This is a genomic window from Thalassospira sp. MCCC 1A01428, assembly GCF_002115825.1.
In the GTDB taxonomy this organism is placed as follows: domain Bacteria; phylum Pseudomonadota; class Alphaproteobacteria; order Rhodospirillales; family Thalassospiraceae; genus Thalassospira.
On the sequence record NZ_JFJZ01000051.1, the window covers coordinates 1 to 17,982 of the forward strand.

Here is a 17,982-nt window from a genome sequence, read left to right on the forward strand (position 1 = left end):
CCTGAAATTTTATCAGGCCGTTTTTCATATTTATCGCGATGCGACTGCCTGGGGCAAATATTTGACCGGGTCGCGTGACTTGCGCCCTTTGCGAATCTCAAAATGCAGTTGTGGCCGATTAACCGCCCCGGTTGCGCCGACCGATGAAATCCGCTGGCCCCGCGTCACAATATCGCCGCGGGCCACCAACGGGTTTTCGGTATGGGCATATGCCGACACATATCCATCAGCATGTTTGATCAGGATCAGGTTGCCAAACCCGCGCAATTCATTGCCAACATAGGTTACAACACCATTATCAGTCGCAAGAATGGCGGTGCCCCGTTCGGCCGCAATATTAATACCATCGTTAAACAACCCGCCTGGCCCGGCGCCATATCCCAAAACCACCTTGCCTTGCACCGGCCAGATAAAACCCTGGCGGTTGGCGGGGTCAATATCATCAACACGGGTCTTGGAAACTGTTGTCGGTTTTACCGATGACGACGTGGAAGCCGAGGGCGAAGGATTACGGGTAACAGATGTTGCCGGTTCCGCATGCCAGCTTTTCCCCGAAGCCAACTGGCGTTCGGCTTGTGCGGCAACATCCTGTGGCTTCATTCCCGGCACCGGAATATTTGCGCCAGTCGCATAATCGGCTCTGGCACTGGTTATATCCGTCACCCGGCTTAAATCAGACGAAGATGTTGACGTTGATGAAATATCAGCTGGGGCCTCCAGCGGAGACGCACTTATTTCTGCAGACTGACTGCGTCGCGCAACAACAACCTGTTTGGTTGTTACAGTTTTGCGCGATGATGATGCGACAGCAGTCCCAGGCGGGCTGCTGTTATAATCAGCTTGCCACGGCGGCAAAACAAGACGCTGGCCGGGGTAAATGACGTAAGGTGACCTCAGGTTATTTCTGCTGGCGAATTTCTGAAAATCGGCATGATAACGTTCAGCAAGCAGCGATACACTATCACCACTTTTTACCGTTATGACACGTTCGCCATTGCCCAGTTTTGGCATCGCGGAAAGCGAATAATTCGTTCCCTCGTCATACACAACCGGAACTGGCCTGGAATTAAGCAAACAGCCGCCAAGCGTCGCTGCTGTCCCGCAGACAAACAGCAACGTCCGAACATTGTGAACGACGTGTTTGGCATAATTTTTCATCATGCCGCAGATTTTCCATCACTACCGGTTAATAATCGGTAAGGAGACGGCATTTTTCAGAAAAATGAAGGACGTTAAAATTCTTCCGTGCCTGCCAGCATGGGAACAAACCGTACCGGCATCAATTCGGTTACATCAATTCCGGTCGGTGTGCGCATTACCCGTAACAGAATTTGAGTATGGGAAACCTCGCCAACAGGCACAACCATTATACCGCCAATGGCAAGCTGATCGACCAGAACCGGGGGAACATCCTGCGCCGATGCCGTAACGATAATGCGGTCAAACGGTGCCTGCGCCTTCCAGCCCAGGCCACCATCGGCATGCAGGGTGGAAATGGTATGCAGCCCCAAACGGCGAAACCTGTCTTCGGCCTCGCGCAACAATGGTTTTTGGCGCTCCAGTGTATATACCCGCCGGGCCAGCTGCGCCAGAATTGCCGCCTGATACCCGGACCCGGTACCAACCTCAAGAACCTTCATGCGGTCATTAAGTTGCAAGGCCTGCGTCATTAAGGCAACGATATAGGGCTGCGAAATGGTTTGCCCCTTGCTGATTGGCAGGGCGACATTTTCCCAGGCGCGACGAACAAATGGTTCGGCAACAAACATTTCACGCGGGATCGCGGCAAGTGCAGCTAGAACCGCATCATCATGAATACCGTCATGGCGCAGGATCGCCAGCAGGGCATCAATTTCCGGGGCACGGGCAATGGCAGGCGTACTCACTGAAATGCCTTTGTCAGTTTTTCGTGGGTCTTGTTATCGGTAAAATCAAGGCCGATTGGCGTTATAGAAATATCGCCCTTTTCGATCACATGTAAATCGGCGTTTTCATCTTCGGGCAATTCAGACCGGATCGCCCCAATCCAGTAATAGGGCTCTCCGCGCGGATCAAGGCGTTCAGCAACGTGATCACCAATTTTACGTTGCCCCTGTCGGGTTACGCAAACTTGTGCGCCCCCTTCGCGTTCGAATTCGGGAAAATTCACGTTAATCAAAACGTTACTGGGCCATTTTGCAGCAACAAGTGAACGCGCCACCTGAGTAAGGTGTGCCCGGGCAATGTCCCAGCTAATCAGCTTTTGGGAAAAATACTGTGAAAATGCAATTGCAGGAACATTTAGCAAGGCTGCTTCCATTGCGGCTGCAACCGTCCCCGAATAGGTAACATCTTCGCCCAGATTACCCCCGCGATTAATGCCGGAAAAAACAATATCAGGTGGCGTTTCACGCATGATGATCTGCAAAGCCAGCAAAATACAGTCAGTTGGTGTTCCATCGACAGCAAAATGACGGTCGTCGCGCTTGTGAATACGCAAGGGACGACGCAGGGTTAACGAATGCCCCGCGCCGCTTTGTTCTATCGATGGTGCAACCACCCAGACATCATCCGAAAACTGACGCGCCAGTTTTTCCAGTAGTTTGATGCCTGGCGCATCAATACCGTCATCATTACAAATAAGGATGCGGGCGTTTTGCAGATCGATCATTAATTTCCCTAGCTCGCAACGGCAATTTTGGTCAGTCCACCCATATAGGGCACCAACACATCAGGAACCCGAATGGAACCATCGGCTTGCTGATAATTTTCCATTACGGCGATCAAACAGCGACCAACTGCCAGCCCTGACCCGTTAAGGGTATGAACAAAGCGGGTTTTCTTGTCACCCTGTGTCCGGCAACGGGCGTTCATGCGCCGTGCCTGAAATTCACCAGTATTCGAGCAAGAAGAAATCTCACGATACCGTCCCTGCCCCGGCAACCAGACTTCGATGTCATAGGTTTTCATGGCCGAGAAACCGGTATCCCCCGAACATAACAACATTGTCCGATACGGCAGTTCCAGCTTTTGCAAAACTTCTTCAGCACAGCCGGTTTTACGTTCCAGTTCGGCATCGGATTGATCCGGGTCGACAATTGAAACCATTTCCACCTTGGAAAACTGATGCTGACGGATCATGCCGCGGGTATCACGTCCGGCAGACCCGGCTTCGGACCGGAAACACTGCGTTAAGGCGGTGTACCGCAACGGCAATTGTGCAACATCAAGAATATCACCAGCCACCTGATTGGTCAGGGTGACTTCCGATGTCGGGATCAGCCACATGTCATTGGTGGTTTTAAACGAATCCTCGGCAAATTTTGGCAATTGACCTGTGCCAAACATGGCATCGTCTTTAACCAGCATCGGCGTCGTGGTTTCTTCATAGCCATGCTCGTTGACATGCAGGTCAATCATGAACTGGGCCAGTGCCCGTTCCAGACGCGCCAACTGGCCGCGCAAAATAACAAACCGCGATCCTGACAGTTTTGCCGCTGTGGCAAAATCCATCATGCCCAGCTTTTCCCCCAGATCGAAATGTTCGCTAACGTCAAAATCAAACGTGGCCGGTGTGCCCCAGCGACGAATTTCAACATTGTCGTCTTCATCCGCGCCCTTGGGAACGGCAGCATCAAGAATGTTTGGAAACGAGGTTAGCAACAGATCAAGCTGTTCGTTTAACGATGCCTGGCCATCTTCGGCAGCTTTGATGCGGTCTTTTAAACCACCCATTTCAGCCATCAGCTCGTCGGCATTTTCACCAGATTTCTTGGCTTTGCCAATATCCCCGGAAATTGACTTTCTACGCGCCAGCAATTCCTGATGCTCGGTCATCAGGCGGCGGCGTTCGGCGTCGATTTCGATTAATCGGGCCGCTGTAATTTCGGCATTGCGCATGCTCATTGCTGCGTCAAATGCATCGGGGTTGTCACGAATCCATTTTATATCGTGCATAAAACCGCACCTTGTTTGTCTGATTTTTAGGGGCTGGTTATACGACGGGGCGAACCATTGGTCCACCCCGCCCAAACGTCTTGTAACTGCGAAGTTTAATTAACGGGCATTGTTAAAATCATCTTCATCATCATCGCCCGCCTTCGGGCCAGATTGAGATGACGAGGACTGCTTTGTTTCATCCGTATTTTCATCAGATGAGGCGCCGTTATCTTTCGCCGTTTTTTCGAAACCGGATGTTTCTGAATTTCCGGCACTTGCTGCCGCAGCAGATTGTGCATTCAAATCATCGTCGGACTGAGCGCTATTGCTATAATCATCTTCGTCATCTTCGGACTGGCTTGCGGCACGTTTACGTTCGCTCATACGGGCCATGACAATTGAAATTTCATAAAGCAGCATAATAGGCACCGCCAGCCCGATTTGGGAAATCAGATCAGGCGGCGTCATGATGGCGGCAAAGACAAACGTCACGACAACGGCATATTTGCGCTTTTTGGCAAGCCCCGCAGCTGTTACCAGCCCGGCACGGGCCATCAACGTTAGCAATACAGGCAACTGAAAGCTAAGACCAAAGGCAAAAATCAGCTTCATCACCAGCGACAGATATTCACCGACTTTGGCTTCAAGCTGAATGGCAAGACCGGTCTGGCTGCCTGCTGTTTCAAAGCTGAGAAAGAATTTCCATGCCAGCGGCATGATAAAATAATAAACCATCGCCCCCCCCAATAAAAACAGGACGGGGGTCGCAAACAGAAACGGATAAAATGCCCGACGTTCGTTTTTATAAAGGCCCGGTGCGACAAAGGCCCATATCTGCCCCAGAACCACTGGCGTTGAAACAAACATGGCAGCAAAGAACGATACCTTGACGTAGGTAAAAAACACCTCGGTCAAGGCAGTATAAATCATACGCCGATCACTACCCGGCCCCATAGCAGCCGCCAAAGGACGCACAAGAAAAGCGTAGATGTCCTCGACAAAGTAATAACAGACGCCAAAAGTCACGATAAGTGCGAGTACCGACCATGTAAGGCGATTTCGCAACTCTATCAGATGCTCCATGATTGGCATCTGCTGGTCTTGAAGCTGCATGTTCACGCCTATTTCTCCGGCTGGGTCCGGGCGGTTGCCGGTTGAGGTTGATTCTTTACATCCGCCGGTTCTGTCACCGGTTGACGTGCAGGTTCTGCGGCAGGTTCGGAAGATGAATTTTTCGAGTCATCCACCTTTGCTGTATCAGAAGGTGCCGCGGAAACAGTTGAATCCGCTGGCACAGAGGGAGAGTCGGCTTTTTTTGGCGCAGGTTTTGACGCTTTGGTCTCCCCGCCGCCAATCTGCTTTTCCAGAAAGTCAGTCGCGCTGGTATTGGCACTACTGGCCTGCTTGCGCAATTCGTCAAGCTCGGCCTCGCGGATCAAACTATCAATACCGCCCTGGAATTCGCGCGCCATGCCGCGCACTTTTTTCCAGTAATGTGCCATTTTATACAGAACATGAGGCAAATCCTTGGGGCCGACGACAAAAAGCGCGACGACGGCCACAAGTGCCATTTCGGTCCAACCGATATCAAACATGAATAGCGCCTATCAGAGCCAAGCCAGTCAGACAGACGGGGTCAGGACTTAACCGAATCCTTGTCTTTGCTTTCGGCAGAAACCGAAGCCGAGGTGTTATTGCCAATCGAAGCATTGCCGGATTCTTCATCATCTTTTTCGTTGATGCCAGCCTTGAAGCTACGAATACCTTTACCCATGTCACCCATGACGCGTGGCAATTTGCCAGCACCAAAAATAATCAAAACGATGGCCAGGATAAGTACAATTTGCCAGACGCCGATACTCATAACTTTTCTACTCCCAAAACGGTACTCGCCCTTTGAACAGGGCAAGGGATAATGGCAGAAAGCCCCATGCGGTGCAACGCGGTGTTTGCTGTTTCGCACACTTCTGCCATCCTTTCTATTCCCTAGGAAACACGAACGTCATCTCCGGATCAAGCGTAATAGATACAACGCCGCCCTTGTCCATCACCTGACGACGCGGAACACGGGCATGAATATGCGGTCCGTTATGAACCGAAAGATGCATCAGGCTAACACCGCCAAGCGACCTGACCGCGTCAATATTGGCCAACACATCGCCTGCCCGGCCTGCTTGGCCGATACGTAAACCTTCAGGGCGCACCAACACATCAACATCCGTGCCACCGGCAATTCCGGTAACTTCGACATTTCCCAGCGGGGTTGACGCCACACTGTTTTCAACACGCGAGGGAAACAGGTTTACTTCGCCAAAAAATGACGCGACAAAATGATTTGCCGGGTGAAAATAAAGTTCTTCGGGGGTGCCATCCTGCATCACCTGCCCTTCATTCATCACGATGATGCGATCAGCCATATACATGGCTTCTTCGGGGTCATGCGTAACCATCACGGTTGCAATACCGGCGTTTTTCAAGACATGCAGGGTGGTGTCACGCAGTTCCGCCCGGCGCGCCACGTCCAGCCCGGAAAATGGCTCATCAAGCAGCATCACGCGCGGCACTGGTGCAAGTGCGCGCGCCAATGCGATACGCTGTTGCTGCCCCCCTGATAATTGATGGGGAAAGGCATCGATATAATCAACCATGCCCACACGCTCCAGCGCGTTCACCACGGCTGCCCGTCGTTGCGCACCTGTAATATGGCGTAAACCGAACCCGATATTGCCCGCGACATCAAGATGCGGAAACAGGGCGTAATCCTGAAAAACCAGCCCTACGCCACGTTTTTCCGGCTCCAGATATTGCCCGGCCGACGCCACGATTTCATCATGAATCAGCACGGAACCGGTTTGCAGGCGCTCCAGCCCGGCAGCAATGCGAAGGGCCGTTGTCTTGCCACAGCCCGATGGCCCCAGCAAACACACCAGTTCCCCAGGGGCGACATCAACATTTACGTCACGCAGAACGCGGGTCGTGCCAAATTCATGGCTGACATTTTTCAGGCTAAGGCCAACCGGCATGGCGTACTCTTTATTCATTAAATCGACCGAAAAAGGTTATTACCTCGCAAGCATTGCGAATGAAAAGCAATATCCTGCATTGGTGTAAAGCCCCTGCCCATCACATGCAACAGTTTGCCTGTTGAATGATTTAATCGTGATCAATCAGATTTCAGATCATCACCGGGAAGGCTTTCGGCATATATTTCCGCATCAAGCTCCGCCAGATTTCGACTGGTGAGTGTTTCTTCAACAGCAGAGTCGGCACTGGACGGATCATCTTCAGGTTCTGGCAACAAACTGTCATCGTTTGAATTCGCTCCATACCGCCCCATGCCCGGGCGACTATCGAGCAACCCGGCAGCTTTCAGGTCGGACAGGCCCGGCAGATCGTCGCGATTTTGTAGCCCGAAATGATCGAGAAATTCATCGGTCGTTGCCCACAAAATCGGCCGTCCCGGTACGCGTTTACGCCCCCGTGGGCGGATCCATCGGGATTCCAGCAAGATATCGAGCGTACCTTTTGACAAGGCCACACCCCGAATTTCTTCGATTTCGGAACGTGTCACCGGCTCGTGATAGGCGATAATTGCCAATGTTTCCAACGTTGCGCGGGTCATTTTTTTGGATTTTTCGACCTCGACATGCAAATCCCCGGCAAGGTCAATTGCGGTGCGAAACGCCCATTTTTCACCAATATGAACCAGGTTCACGCCCCGTTCGGCATATGTTGCCTGCAACTCGGCCAGAACATCTGCAATTTTGGCATCCGATGGCAAACGCGCGGCCAGCAACTTTTCACTTAAAGGTTCACTTGACGCAAACAAGACAGCCTCAATAATCCGAAGATGTTGCAGATCAATCGCTGGTTTTTGCACCATTTCGGCCATTTCAAGCTGGTTATTCTGCTCGGTCATCGGTGCCCCCGTCATTTGGTAAATCATCATCTGCCGTTGTCGCAGCATCGGATTTAACGGTATCCCAGTCATCGTCAAAGGAAACGGCATGTTCGGTGCGCGGCTTTTGCGGGGACCGCAACATGATTGGACCAAATATCTGTTCTTGTGAAATTTCCAGTTCACCGTCACGGCACATTTCAAGGCTGGCAACAAAATGGGCAGCCAGTGCAGATCGGGCTTTCAACGGTGTACCCAGCCCGCGTGGCATGAACTGCATTAACAATGTCCATTGCGGCACAATACGACGACCAAACAGGTCGCGTAACCGGCGAATGGCATCGTCCATCGCATATAAATCGAATGCTTCAATCTCAAGGGTTTTGGCCTCGGCCGTAAGCATAATTTGCGCATATGATTTCAGCAAATCATAAAGCGAAGCATCATAAACTGACGAAGTTGTTACACGCATTTCTTCCGGCGCGCCGCGGGCAAAAAAATCGCGCCCCAGGTTGGGCCCGTCGATCAGTTTGGCACCGGCGGCTTTCATGGCTTCCAGTCTGCGCAGTTGAAATGCCAGCAATTCAGCCATTTCTTCAGCGCTAAGCTCTTCGCCGTCATCTTCCTGTTTGGGCAATAACAGCCGCGACTTTAAATAAGCCAGCCACGCTGCCATCACCAGATAGTCCGCTGCCAGTTCCAGACGCATTTCCTGCGCACGATTGATAAAATCCAGGAACTGTTCCGCCAGATCAAGGATCGATATCTTTATGATATCGACCTTTTGATCTCGCGCCAGTTCCAGCAAAACGTCAATCGGGCCTTCAAAACCGTCCAGATCCAAAACCAGCCGGTCAGCCAGACTTACGCCGTCGACCGGTGCTACGTCGAAGGCTTCGTCACTGATGGAAACATCTGGTGAAACGGTTTCGGCCATTCAGATCTCGTATAATGGCAAAGAACAATCAGTAAAAAAAGCTGGCCAGAAAATTGATAAGCCACATTGCCGGTTCAACAACAAGCCACTGAAAAATCGGCAGGTTAATGCCCAATTGCGCAGTGACATAGGGCAACAGAAATACCAGCGCAAGCAACAGGACCATACCGGCTTTTTCCATCCGCATCAAAACACGGGCCATCGGTGCCGGGGAAATGGCGGTTAAGACCCGCCCGCCATCAAGCGGCGGAATCGGTAACATGTTAAAAACGGCCAGCACACAGTTCAAAGCAATGGAATTATTCAGGGTTTTACCAAGCCAGTCATTAACCGACGGAGAAAATGACGGTAACCATACCAGCAGCATTATCGATAAAATTGCCAAAACAATATTAACTGCCGGTCCGGCGACAGCAACGCCAATAATCCCCAATCGTTGCGGGCTTAACCGGTAAAAAGCCACCGGCACCGGTTTGGCATAACCAAACAGAAAAGGCGCACCGGTTAACAATAACAACCCCGGAATAACAATGGTGCCAACCGGGTCAATATGCCGAATCGGGTTCAGGCTTAACCGCCCTGCCCGCTGCGCGGTATCATCGCCAAAGGCTTTCGCGGCAAAGCCATGCGCCGCCTCGTGCAATGTCACAGCAAAAAGCACCGGCAAAACCCAGGTGGTTGCCGAAATAATCACGTCGATAATGTGGTTCAAGCACCTTCTCCTTGTGCCGCAGGCCAGACAGGTGCGAGCAATTGCGCCAGCCGCGAATTCCAGTCCGCCAGAACGGGCCTTGCTGGGACAGTACCCTGCAGGGATGTTATTTTACTGGTCACGGCAAGGGCACGTTCCAGTGCCGGGCCGTCCAGTTTGGGCGACATCGACACAACCTGTTCCAGTTCGGTCCGTTTGCCATTGCAATGCAGGGCAATATCACATCCCGCTGCCAGGCATTCATGGGTTCGGCTGGCAATGGAACCACCAAGTGCTTCCATCGACAGATCATCGCTGATCAATAGATTTTCAAACCCGATATCACCACGGATGATTTCCTCAATCACTTTCGGTGACACCGTACCAGGCCGCTGGTCGTCAATCGCTGTAAACAGGATATGCGCCGACATTGCAGCAAGAACATCCTTCATCTGGCGAAACGGTTCAAAATCATTAACCGACAAGCTGCTGCGCGACGCAGTGACCACCGGCAAATCCTTGTGGCTATCAACAGATGCCCTTCCATGACCGGGAATGTGTTTAACCACCGGCACAATCCCGCCATCCATGAACCCGGCAGAAACAGCGCTGGCAAGGGCCACTACATTGACAACTTCACTGCCATAAGAGCGATCACCAACAACGTCGCTCATGCCTGGAAAATACAAATCAAGCACGGGGGCGCACACAATTGAAATACCGGCATCAATCAGATCGGCAGCCAGCAACCGCGCATTCAAATAAGCCGCCTCACGGGCATCTTCCGGTGCTTGCTCGTAGAGTTGCCCGAATACGCCGGCGGCTGGTATTTTACGCCAGTGCGGCGGTTTTAACCGCATTACCCGCCCGCCTTCCTGGTCAACCAGAATAGGAAGATTGCTGCGTCCATTAAGGTCACGCAAATCATCGGTCAGGCGTTTAAGCTGATCCGGATCATCGACATTACGTGCAAAAAGGATGTATCCATAAGGATCAGCCTCGCGAAAAAATCCTTTTTCCCAATTACTTAATGACGTTCCTTCAAGCCCAAGGATACAGGCTTTGGGTCGTTTGAACTCAAGGCCGGACACTGAGGCACCCCACATTGCGTTGTTTCAATTCGGAACAGATTTTGTCAGCAGCAGCACGCCCATCAAGCGGGCCGGCCTGCAAACGATAAAAAACACCTTTGTCACCCAGATCAACACGCTGAACAAACATCTTAAGTTTTCCAACAAGATCTTTGTTTTCAGACGATATTTTTTTCCAGGCTACACTTGCTTGCGCATCGTCGCGCAAAGATGCCAATTGAATGCGAAATTCCCCGTCGGTTGAACTTTCAGATGCCGCTTGTTGCGGGGCTGTTGCAGCCGTTGCTGAATTTTCCGCCAGTTTGGGTGGCGTTTCAACCGTATCTTTATCCTGCAAACCTTCTGACGAAGGTGCCTCGACTTCTGGCGCGGTTATGTCCTTGCCGGTATCAATGGCAATTTCATTGCCAACCAGTTTACGTGCATCAGGCGGCGGGCCCAATTCAGAGGCATCGGGTGCCTTGGGCATATCGGGAATGGCGTCGATAACAACCGCAACATCACCACCACTTTCGTCAAGTTCCTGATAAATGGTGGTATCACGGTGCGGGACTTCCATCCCGCCGGGGCTATCGGGCCGCACTTTAACCGGGCCATCTTCAGGTGCGAGAACCGGCAAATCGCCTTCCTGGGTCACAAACTGACCGTGACCATAAAACCACCAGGCACCAAGGCCGATACTGCCGCCAATAATTGCGACACCGAAAATCACGGTCGCGGCACCCTTTTTCCAGCCGTCGTTCCGGGCTGTGCCCGAAGCAGGACGGCGGGTTTCCGCGTACAAGTCGCGACCATGATCCCCGGACATTGTTACATCTCCTCGAGCGGACTAACCCCGACAACGGCCAGGCCAGATGCGATCACCAGAGCAACGGCCCGAATCATAGCCAGACGTGCCTGGGTTGTTGCCAGATCATCGGCTTTGATAAAGCGCAGTTCGGTATTGTCGCGGCCCCGGTTCCATAAGGAATGGAAATCAGCGGCGACTTCGCTTAGGAAAAATGCAATCCGGTGCGGTTCATGCGCGGTTGCAGCCTGCTCGATAATACGCGGCCACTCTGCAATACGGCGCACAAGACGCATTTCTTCATCGGAATCAAGCACCGACAAATCACAACCCACCAATGCCGCATCGGAAAAATCGACACTACCAAAGGCTTCGGACGCCTGACGGAACACCGAGCTAATCCGCGCATGTGCGTATTGTACATAAAACACCGGGTTATCTTTGGATTGTTCAGTCACCTTGGCAAAATCAAAATCCAGCGTCGCATCGTTTTTTCGGGTCAGCATAATAAACCGCACAACGTCCTTGCCGACCTGTTCGACAACTTCGTTCAATGTCACAAACGTTCCTGAACGCTTGGACATTTTAACCGGTTCACCATTATCAAACAAATTCACCAACTGGCAAAGTTTGACGTCAAGCGAGCCATTACCACCGGTAATTGCCTTGGTCGCGGCCTTCATGCGTTTGACATAGCCGCCATGGTCAGCCCCGAAAATGTCAATCATGTTGGCAAAGCCACGTTCGTATTTATCGAAATGGCACGCAATGTCGGATGCGAAATAAGTCCAGCTACCGTCCGATTTTTTCAACGGGCGGTCAACATCATCGCCAAATTCGGTAGAGCGAAACAGCGTTTGCGGGCGCGGTTCCCAGTCATCAGGTGTTTTACCTTTGGGCGGCTCAAGCACGCCCACATAAATGTCACCCTTGCTTTCAAGGAAATCAAATGCTGACTGCACCTTGCCAGCCGCAACCAGGGCCGCTTCGGATGTGAAAACATCATGTTCCACGCCCAGCTGAGCCAGATCGTCACGGATCAGGCCCATCATTTCAGAAATGGCAAAACCGCGAAACTCCTGCAACCAGGTTTCTTCGGGCTGATCAAGCCATTTATCGCCATCGCGCGCCGCCAGTTTTTTACCAGGTGCGACCAGATAGTCGCCCGGATAAAGTCCGGCGGGAATGGTGCCTATATCTTGCCCCAGGGCTTCGCGATAGCGCAAATGAAGCGACCGCGCCAGCACATCGACCTGCGCTCCGGCATCGTTTACATAATATTCCTTGGTAACGTCGTAGCCTGCCTTTGAAAGCAAATTTGCCAGCACATCACCAACAACCGCTCCCCGGCAATGGCCCACATGCATCGGGCCAGTCGGGTTGGCCGAAACATATTCGACATTCACCCGTTCACCCTGCCCCATCGGGCTATCGCCATAGGCTGTACCAACGTTAAGGACCTCGGTAATTTGAGACAGCCAGAAATCATTGGCCATGCGCAAATTAATGAACCCGGGCCCCGCAATTTCAACCGCCGAAATGCCGGGAACAGCACGTAATTTATCGGCCAGTTTTTCGGCCAGATCACGCGGTTTCATGCCTGCACCCTTGGCAAACAACATGGCGGCATTGGTGGCCGCATCGCCGTGTGACGGGTCGCGCGGCGGTTCGACGGTAACGCGCGAAACATCCAGGTCACCCGACAGGACACCTTCGGTTTGAAGGACCGCTATCTGACCTTCGATATCGCTTTTCAACTGGCTGAAAACATTCATGGCAATAAAGACTTTTGTAATTTGTGAATTAGGGCCAATGGCCAACAGTCTGCCGGTGTTTTGAGCCATTTCACGACAAAACGCAAGCAAGGCATGCCCACGGCATGGCAGCCTTGTTAATCCGGGGTTTTGACATTTAGCATTGATGCGCTAAATACAGGTTAAACAGACAGGTCTGATTGTGATAAAGTTACCATCAGATTATGAATCCCATCCGTTGGGTTGAGCGTCAAGGAGCATGTAAATGGCGGAAGCATCCCGGCAAGTACAGATGACAGAAAGTGCGGCAACCCGCATTCAGGAACTGATCAACAGCGAAGGCAATAATGACCTGATGCTGCGTTTGCAGGTTTCCGGTGGCGGTTGCAGCGGTTTTCAGTATGAATTTTCGCTAGATGACAACAGCAGCAGCGAAGACCACGTTTTTGAAAACTTCGGTGCCAAAATGGTGGTCGATGACGTATCGCTGGATTTACTGGGCGGTGCCGAAATTGATTTTGTGCGCGAACTGGTCGGGGCAGCATTTCGGGTCAATAATCCCAATGCATCTTCGTCTTGTGGCTGCGGATCAAGTTTCTCGGTTTGATCGCCCGGCACGAAAGCGTTAAATATTTTCGGGACCTGTGATATTCGCAGGTCCCGTTTTATTTTTGGCAATACTTTAGCGAAATTCGAGGATCACATGAAAATCGCCACCTGGAATGTCAACTCTATCAAGGCGCGCCTTCCCAACATCCTCGAATGGCTGGATCAGGCGCAACCTGATGTGGTTTTGTTACAGGAAACCAAAACAATTGATGACGGCTTTCCTGCCATGGAAATCGAGGATCTGGGCTATAACATCGCCATTCACGGGCAAAAAACCTATAACGGCGTTGCGATCCTGTCGAAATTTCCGATTGAGGATGTTCAACGCGGCCTACCCGGTAATGACGACGATGATCAGGCCCGGTATATCGAAGCGGTAATTTCTGGTGAGAACCCGGTACGTGTCGCATCAATCTACGTCCCGATGGGTACCGAGGTGGGTTCGGAAAAATTTGCTTACAAGCTGAATTTTCTTGATCGCCTGATCACACGGTTTGACGCGATTTTTGCCAGCGGCGAAGCTGCCGTCATGGGTGGGGACTATAACATTGCGCCCGATGATGCCGATGTCTATGACCCGGAAAAACTACATGAAAAAGTTTTGTGTTCGACCCAGGAACGCAAACGCCTGCGCACTATGATGAATATGGGCTACACCGATGCTTTTCGCACCTTTAATGCCAGCGGCCATCAATATAGCTGGTGGGATTATCGTGCCGGGGCGTGGAACAAGGATAACGGGCTGCGCATTGACCATTTGTTGCTAACACCTGCTGCCGCAGACCGTTTAAGTGCTGCTGACATTGACCGTGACCCACGCGGCAAGGAAAAGGCGTCCGACCATACCCCGGTATGGTGCATGATTGACGGATAAATAATTAAAATCAAATAGATAAATTTATTTTTTAATCCGGTAAATCATCAAAAAAGGGACGGTCCATATGACCGTCCCTTACGATTTTAGCACCGATCGAACAGCAAAAAGACTATTCGGCAGCCTTTTGCATTTGCTGGCGATAGGCAACGATATCATCGATGCTGATAACAACCATGTCATGACGTGTTGCATAGTCGACAAGTTCGGGCAAGCGGGCCATGCTGCCATCGGGGTTGGTGACTTCGCACAAAACCCCTGCCGGTTTCAACCCGGCCAGGCGCATCATATCTACCGTCGCCTCGGTATGGCCGCGACGTTCCATCACCCCGCCCGGCCGGGCGCGCAACGGAAACACATGGCCAGGCCGGGCAAGGTCTGATGCCTTGGCACCGTCTGCCGTGGCAACCTTAACCGTTGTCGTGCGGTCTGCGGCCGAAACGCCGGTGGTGACACCTGCTTTGGCTTCGATGCTAACGGTAAATCCGGTTCCCATGCTGGACGTATTATTGGCCACCATCGGCGGCAATTCCAGTGCCGTTGCATGGGCATCTGTCAGGCACAGGCACACAATGCCGGAACAATCGCGAATCATCATCGCCATTTGTTCATTGGTCAAATGCTGTGCTGAAAATATCAGATCGCCTTCGTTTTCACGATCTTCGTCGTCGACAACCAGAACCCCTTTACCCGCCTGCAAATCGGCAATGGCACGTTCCATACGCACCATTGGATCGCCAAATTGCGCCAATGTAGGTTCCTGATGATCACTCTGATTCATAACCGTCCTCCAATAATGGCGGCTTACGAATCAGGGCACGCAAGAAAGGCCAAAGAAACGATGATACACATCGTTCTTTGTCGATACCTGACAAAACAGACACATGGAAAATCCAGTGGCCACTTCTGTCACGCCTTATCCTCTCCCATCCGGACTATTACCGTCGGCTCTGGAATCACACCAGATCTGCTTGACCCTGACAGTTACCTGTCAGGCGCTCGCGGGCTTCCCGAAATCGGGTTACCGCCGGTCAGGAATTACACCCTGCCCTGAGAATAAGCGCCGTTTTAATAACGACATAACCAACCGCAACAAACGGTCAGTGGGATGACATTAGGAAATTACAACTATGTTGGCAAGATCAAACCTTGCCAACATAGTGTTGCGCAAATGCAGATAACCGATTGGCTGCCAAACGGCCCTTCTCCCCGTTATTGATCGGGTATCCTAAAGAGGCGGCAAAACCTTACCTGCCCGAAAGTGAAAGCTGCACCCGTTGCTTTCGGCCTCGCGCGGTGCCCATTGGCAAACGGCACAGCGGCGCTCGTTGCCCGCGGCATGGGGGGAATCACAATCTTCGGCAAGATGTTTGCCCAGCAAGGCATCAACATAACTGCCCTGAAACGCATCGACCCCCAGGCTTCGTCCCATTCGCACCGCGGTTCGGCTATCGCAACGGGTTAAAATCAGGTTGCGGTTTCCCAATGTGGTTGCAAATTCGCGCAATCTTTCGGCAACAGTTGATCGCTTGGACCCGATAATATTTTGATCCCAAATCACCTTCACAAAATCAACCTTGATCTTGCGAGGAGATAAAAACTCAAGCGCTGGCAAAGTTATGCGATCCAGGCCAACCCGAACCCCGGCAGACTGTAATAATTTACAGGCGTCTTCAAATTCCCACCAGTCGGCTATCGCGTTTTCCAGCGAAACCTCAATCGCCAGGTTTCGGGCAAAACGGCTGTCACCGCTGTCAAGAAAGCTGGTAAATGCATCTGAAAAGATGGTTTGCACCTGCATGTTCAAATGCAGTACATCGGGCAAAATAATTGGCGAAAGGCGTTCGGTCAGGGCCATGACCTTTTCATCAAGCACCCGCGACAGAATTTCTATTTCACCGGGACCCTCAAGGGCGAAATTTGCCAAATGATTATGGCGCAAAAAATCCAGTGAACAATAAAGTTCGTGGCCAATAATTTCGCGTTGGGTATCGCGGATTTCCAAAATGGCCTGACGACGGCACGAATCATAAACAGCATCACCTGAAATGGCCGCCTTTAGCATATTTGCCAGGTCAATTTTCTTTTTGCCGATCGATGAAATGGCATCTTTTTCACTGATATGAAGGGCGGCTTGTAACCCGGCATCATCATCTGGCCAGCGAAATTCACTCCAGATATCATCGGGAACCGCCCCTATCCCCTGGCGGACAATAACCTTTTCCAGTAATTCCGAGATAGTATCGACAAACGGGTCCACATTGCCAAAGCCGCGACCAAGGCGAACAAATGCAACCATGCCATTATCAAGTTTGTATTGCTGGGTGCGTTCGGGCAAAAGGCGAAAACCTTCACGCATCAGAACAGCATAATCCTCGGACGAAAATCGCAACGCAACCGGTACATTCAACAATCCGACAAACAGCTTCTTGCCAGACTGATCATTCTTTTTCAGCAATTCCAGTAACCTGACTGCCGAAATTTCCTTTAGCTTTCCAGTTTGCGTCATAATCTCCCTGCGCGTGTGTTCTCTGAAATTTGAAACCGATTTAAAAATCGCAGCTGATTACAAGCTAACCCCTGACACTCATTTCAAGAGCCGACGACAATTTTTTATGCAAATCCCGTCCGTATTCCGATTGTACAAGCATTTCCCCCTCGACACTTGAAACGGCCCGAATACCGCGCAATGCATTGCAAACAATAACATATTCTGCTGCTTTTAGGTCCCCAATCGTCAACGGATCATAACATATTGCGATATCATTTCTTTGCGCCCAATCAATTACAAAGTCGCGGGCCAATCCGGCAAAAATCCCACTTTGTTTTGCTGCTGTGCAAAGCTGGCCGTTAATCAGAACAAAAATATTGGCAATGGTGGTTTCGCCAACATAACCATCTTGCGTCATAATAAGGCAGTCTTCTGCCCCCGCATTGGCCGCTTCTTGCCGGGCAATGATATTATCCAGATAATTCAGGCTTTTTATCTGACTGGCGACCGACCACGGATTACGACGTACCCGTTTTGATACTGCCAGGGTAACAGGCTTTTTGCCGCCCTCAAGATCAAATGGTTTTGCTGTTATTAACACCACGGGCTCACTTGCCCCGGCAGGCAGCAACCCCTGCCCACCCTGCCCGCGTGATATGGTCAGGCGGATAACCCCATGAGGGTTTGAAAATGTCTGACAAAGTGTCGCAATAATTTCCGCCATCTGTGTTTTAGAAGGCAGCGAAACAGAAACGCCGCCTATTATGTCAATAGAACGGGATATTCTTTCAAGATGAGACGACAACCAGCCGACTTGCCCGTGTCGTGCCCGCATGGTTTCAAAAACACCATCCCCCAGCAAAAAACCACGATCTGAAACGGATATTTGCGCGGGATTAACCGTATAAAACGAGCCATTAAGCCACAACATT

The 17,982-nt window shown here is 51.4% G+C and carries 19 protein-coding genes and 1 riboswitch; of the genes, 2 read left to right on the top strand and 17 right to left on the bottom strand.

Features of this window, described 5'->3' with window-relative positions:
• Positions 1–30 precede the first annotated feature (30 nt).
• From THS27_RS22765 to argS, 14 genes are all read right to left on the bottom strand, one after another.
• Complete coding sequence (locus tag THS27_RS22765; protein WP_246833073.1) at positions 31–1,161, bottom strand: peptidoglycan DD-metalloendopeptidase family protein; 1,131 nt, start codon at positions 1,159–1,161, stop codon at positions 31–33.
• A 71-nt stretch (positions 1,162–1,232) separates the two neighbouring features.
• On the bottom strand, positions 1,233–1,871 hold the full coding sequence (locus tag THS27_RS22770; RefSeq protein ID WP_210402988.1) for a protein-L-isoaspartate(D-aspartate) O-methyltransferase: 639 nt from the start codon (positions 1,869–1,871) through the stop codon (positions 1,233–1,235).
• A gap of 11 nt (positions 1,872–1,882) precedes the next feature.
• Positions 1,883–2,650 carry a 5'/3'-nucleotidase SurE gene (gene surE, locus THS27_RS22775; RefSeq protein ID WP_085594806.1) on the bottom strand — a complete coding sequence of 256 codons (768 nt, stop codon included), beginning with the start codon at positions 2,648–2,650 and terminating at the stop codon, positions 1,883–1,885.
• A gap of 8 nt (positions 2,651–2,658) precedes the next feature.
• Positions 2,659–3,936, bottom strand: coding sequence for a serine--tRNA ligase (gene serS / locus THS27_RS22780; protein WP_085594807.1), 1,278 nt, complete (start codon positions 3,934–3,936; stop codon positions 2,659–2,661).
• Positions 3,937–4,035: 99 nt separating this feature from the next.
• Positions 4,036–5,031 (bottom strand): twin-arginine translocase subunit TatC, encoded by a 996-nt coding sequence (tatC, locus tag THS27_RS22785; protein WP_085594845.1) that lies wholly within the window; start codon positions 5,029–5,031, stop codon positions 4,036–4,038.
• A gap of 8 nt (positions 5,032–5,039) precedes the next feature.
• Positions 5,040–5,513, bottom strand: coding sequence for a Sec-independent protein translocase protein TatB (tatB, locus tag THS27_RS22790; RefSeq protein ID WP_085594809.1), 474 nt, complete (start codon positions 5,511–5,513; stop codon positions 5,040–5,042).
• A 41-nt stretch (positions 5,514–5,554) separates the two neighbouring features.
• Positions 5,555–5,782 carry a twin-arginine translocase TatA/TatE family subunit gene (locus THS27_RS22795; protein ID WP_085594811.1) on the bottom strand — a complete coding sequence of 76 codons (228 nt, stop codon included), beginning with the start codon at positions 5,780–5,782 and terminating at the stop codon, positions 5,555–5,557.
• 115 nt (positions 5,783–5,897) lie between these two features.
• Positions 5,898–6,959 carry an ABC transporter ATP-binding protein gene (locus tag THS27_RS22800; protein WP_246833074.1) on the bottom strand — a complete coding sequence of 354 codons (1,062 nt, stop codon included), beginning with the start codon at positions 6,957–6,959 and terminating at the stop codon, positions 5,898–5,900.
• A gap of 122 nt (positions 6,960–7,081) precedes the next feature.
• The gene (scpB, locus tag THS27_RS22805; RefSeq protein WP_085594815.1) at positions 7,082–7,837 is read right to left on the bottom strand and encodes an SMC-Scp complex subunit ScpB; all 756 of its coding nucleotides are present in this window, start codon (positions 7,835–7,837) and stop codon (positions 7,082–7,084) included.
• Positions 7,821–8,753, bottom strand: a complete 933-nt coding sequence (locus THS27_RS22810) for a ScpA family protein (RefSeq protein WP_085594816.1) — start codon at positions 8,751–8,753, stop codon at positions 7,821–7,823. Before THS27_RS22810 ends, scpB begins: the two co-directional genes overlap by 17 nt.
• 28 nt (positions 8,754–8,781) lie before the next feature.
• The gene (locus tag THS27_RS22815; protein WP_085594818.1) at positions 8,782–9,465 is read right to left on the bottom strand and encodes a site-2 protease family protein; all 684 of its coding nucleotides are present in this window, start codon (positions 9,463–9,465) and stop codon (positions 8,782–8,784) included.
• Complete coding sequence (gene nagZ / locus THS27_RS22820) at positions 9,462–10,535, bottom strand: beta-N-acetylhexosaminidase (RefSeq protein WP_246833075.1); 1,074 nt, start codon at positions 10,533–10,535, stop codon at positions 9,462–9,464. Before nagZ ends, THS27_RS22815 begins: the two co-directional genes overlap by 4 nt.
• A complete protein-coding gene (locus THS27_RS22825; RefSeq protein WP_085594820.1) occupies positions 10,522–11,343 on the bottom strand; it encodes an SPOR domain-containing protein in 822 nt (273 codons plus the stop codon). The genes nagZ and THS27_RS22825 overlap by 14 nt, the downstream gene beginning before the upstream one ends.
• Positions 11,344–11,345: 2 nt before the next feature.
• Positions 11,346–13,097, bottom strand: a complete 1,752-nt coding sequence (argS, locus tag THS27_RS22830; RefSeq protein ID WP_085594847.1) for an arginine--tRNA ligase — start codon at positions 13,095–13,097, stop codon at positions 11,346–11,348.
• Positions 13,098–13,341: 244 nt separating this feature from the next.
• On the opposite strand from argS, the gene erpA reads away from it, so the two are divergent.
• Entirely contained in the window at positions 13,342–13,683 is a 342-nt protein-coding gene (gene erpA / locus THS27_RS22835) for an iron-sulfur cluster insertion protein ErpA (protein ID WP_085594821.1), read from the top strand.
• A gap of 96 nt (positions 13,684–13,779) precedes the next feature.
• Positions 13,780–14,559 (top strand): exodeoxyribonuclease III, encoded by a 780-nt coding sequence (gene xth / locus THS27_RS22840; protein ID WP_085594822.1) that lies wholly within the window; start codon positions 13,780–13,782, stop codon positions 14,557–14,559.
• A 112-nt stretch (positions 14,560–14,671) separates the two neighbouring features.
• Here xth and ribB read toward each other — a convergent pair whose 3' ends face one another.
• The 3 genes from ribB to THS27_RS22855 all read right to left on the bottom strand — a co-directional run bounded on the left by ribB (position 14,672) and on the right by THS27_RS22855 (position 17,981).
• Positions 14,672–15,340, bottom strand: a complete 669-nt coding sequence (gene ribB / locus THS27_RS22845) for a 3,4-dihydroxy-2-butanone-4-phosphate synthase (RefSeq protein WP_085594823.1) — start codon at positions 15,338–15,340, stop codon at positions 14,672–14,674.
• A gap of 133 nt (positions 15,341–15,473) precedes the next feature.
• Positions 15,474–15,621: riboswitch (FMN riboswitch) on the bottom strand.
• Between the two features lie 166 nt (positions 15,622–15,787).
• Positions 15,788–17,068, bottom strand: a complete 1,281-nt coding sequence (locus THS27_RS22850) for an EAL domain-containing protein (RefSeq protein ID WP_085594824.1) — start codon at positions 17,066–17,068, stop codon at positions 15,788–15,790.
• A gap of 64 nt (positions 17,069–17,132) precedes the next feature.
• Entirely contained in the window at positions 17,133–17,981 is an 849-nt protein-coding gene (locus tag THS27_RS22855; RefSeq protein ID WP_085594826.1) for an aminotransferase class IV, read from the bottom strand.
• Position 17,982: the final 1 nt, after the last annotated feature.

Coding starts and splice junctions, on each gene's coding strand:
- erpA (WP_085594821.1), top strand. CDS start 13,342: ATGGCGGAAGCATCCCGGCAAGTACAGATGACAGAAAGTGCGGCAACC.
- THS27_RS22810 (WP_085594816.1), bottom strand. CDS start 8,753: ATGGCCGAAACCGTTTCACCAGATGTTTCCATCAGTGACGAAGCCTTC.
- ribB (WP_085594823.1), bottom strand. CDS start 15,340: ATGAATCAGAGTGATCATCAGGAACCTACATTGGCGCAATTTGGCGAT.
- THS27_RS22800 (WP_246833074.1), bottom strand. CDS start 6,959: ATGAATAAAGAGTACGCCATGCCGGTTGGCCTTAGCCTGAAAAATGTC.
- argS (WP_085594847.1), bottom strand. CDS start 13,097: ATGAATGTTTTCAGCCAGTTGAAAAGCGATATCGAAGGTCAGATAGCG.
- THS27_RS22825 (WP_085594820.1), bottom strand. CDS start 11,343: ATGTCCGGGGATCATGGTCGCGACTTGTACGCGGAAACCCGCCGTCCT.
- surE (WP_085594806.1), bottom strand. CDS start 2,650: ATGATCGATCTGCAAAACGCCCGCATCCTTATTTGTAATGATGACGGT.
- tatC (WP_085594845.1), bottom strand. CDS start 5,031: ATGCAGCTTCAAGACCAGCAGATGCCAATCATGGAGCATCTGATAGAG.
- tatB (WP_085594809.1), bottom strand. CDS start 5,513: ATGTTTGATATCGGTTGGACCGAAATGGCACTTGTGGCCGTCGTCGCG.
- THS27_RS22765 (WP_246833073.1), bottom strand. CDS start 1,161: ATGATGAAAAATTATGCCAAACACGTCGTTCACAATGTTCGGACGTTG.
- THS27_RS22850 (WP_085594824.1), bottom strand. CDS start 17,068: ATGACGCAAACTGGAAAGCTAAAGGAAATTTCGGCAGTCAGGTTACTG.
- scpB (WP_085594815.1), bottom strand. CDS start 7,837: ATGACCGAGCAGAATAACCAGCTTGAAATGGCCGAAATGGTGCAAAAA.
- serS (WP_085594807.1), bottom strand. CDS start 3,936: ATGCACGATATAAAATGGATTCGTGACAACCCCGATGCATTTGACGCA.
- THS27_RS22855 (WP_085594826.1), bottom strand. CDS start 17,981: ATGTTGTGGCTTAATGGCTCGTTTTATACGGTTAATCCCGCGCAAATA.
- THS27_RS22795 (WP_085594811.1), bottom strand. CDS start 5,782: ATGAGTATCGGCGTCTGGCAAATTGTACTTATCCTGGCCATCGTTTTG.
- xth (WP_085594822.1), top strand. CDS start 13,780: ATGAAAATCGCCACCTGGAATGTCAACTCTATCAAGGCGCGCCTTCCC.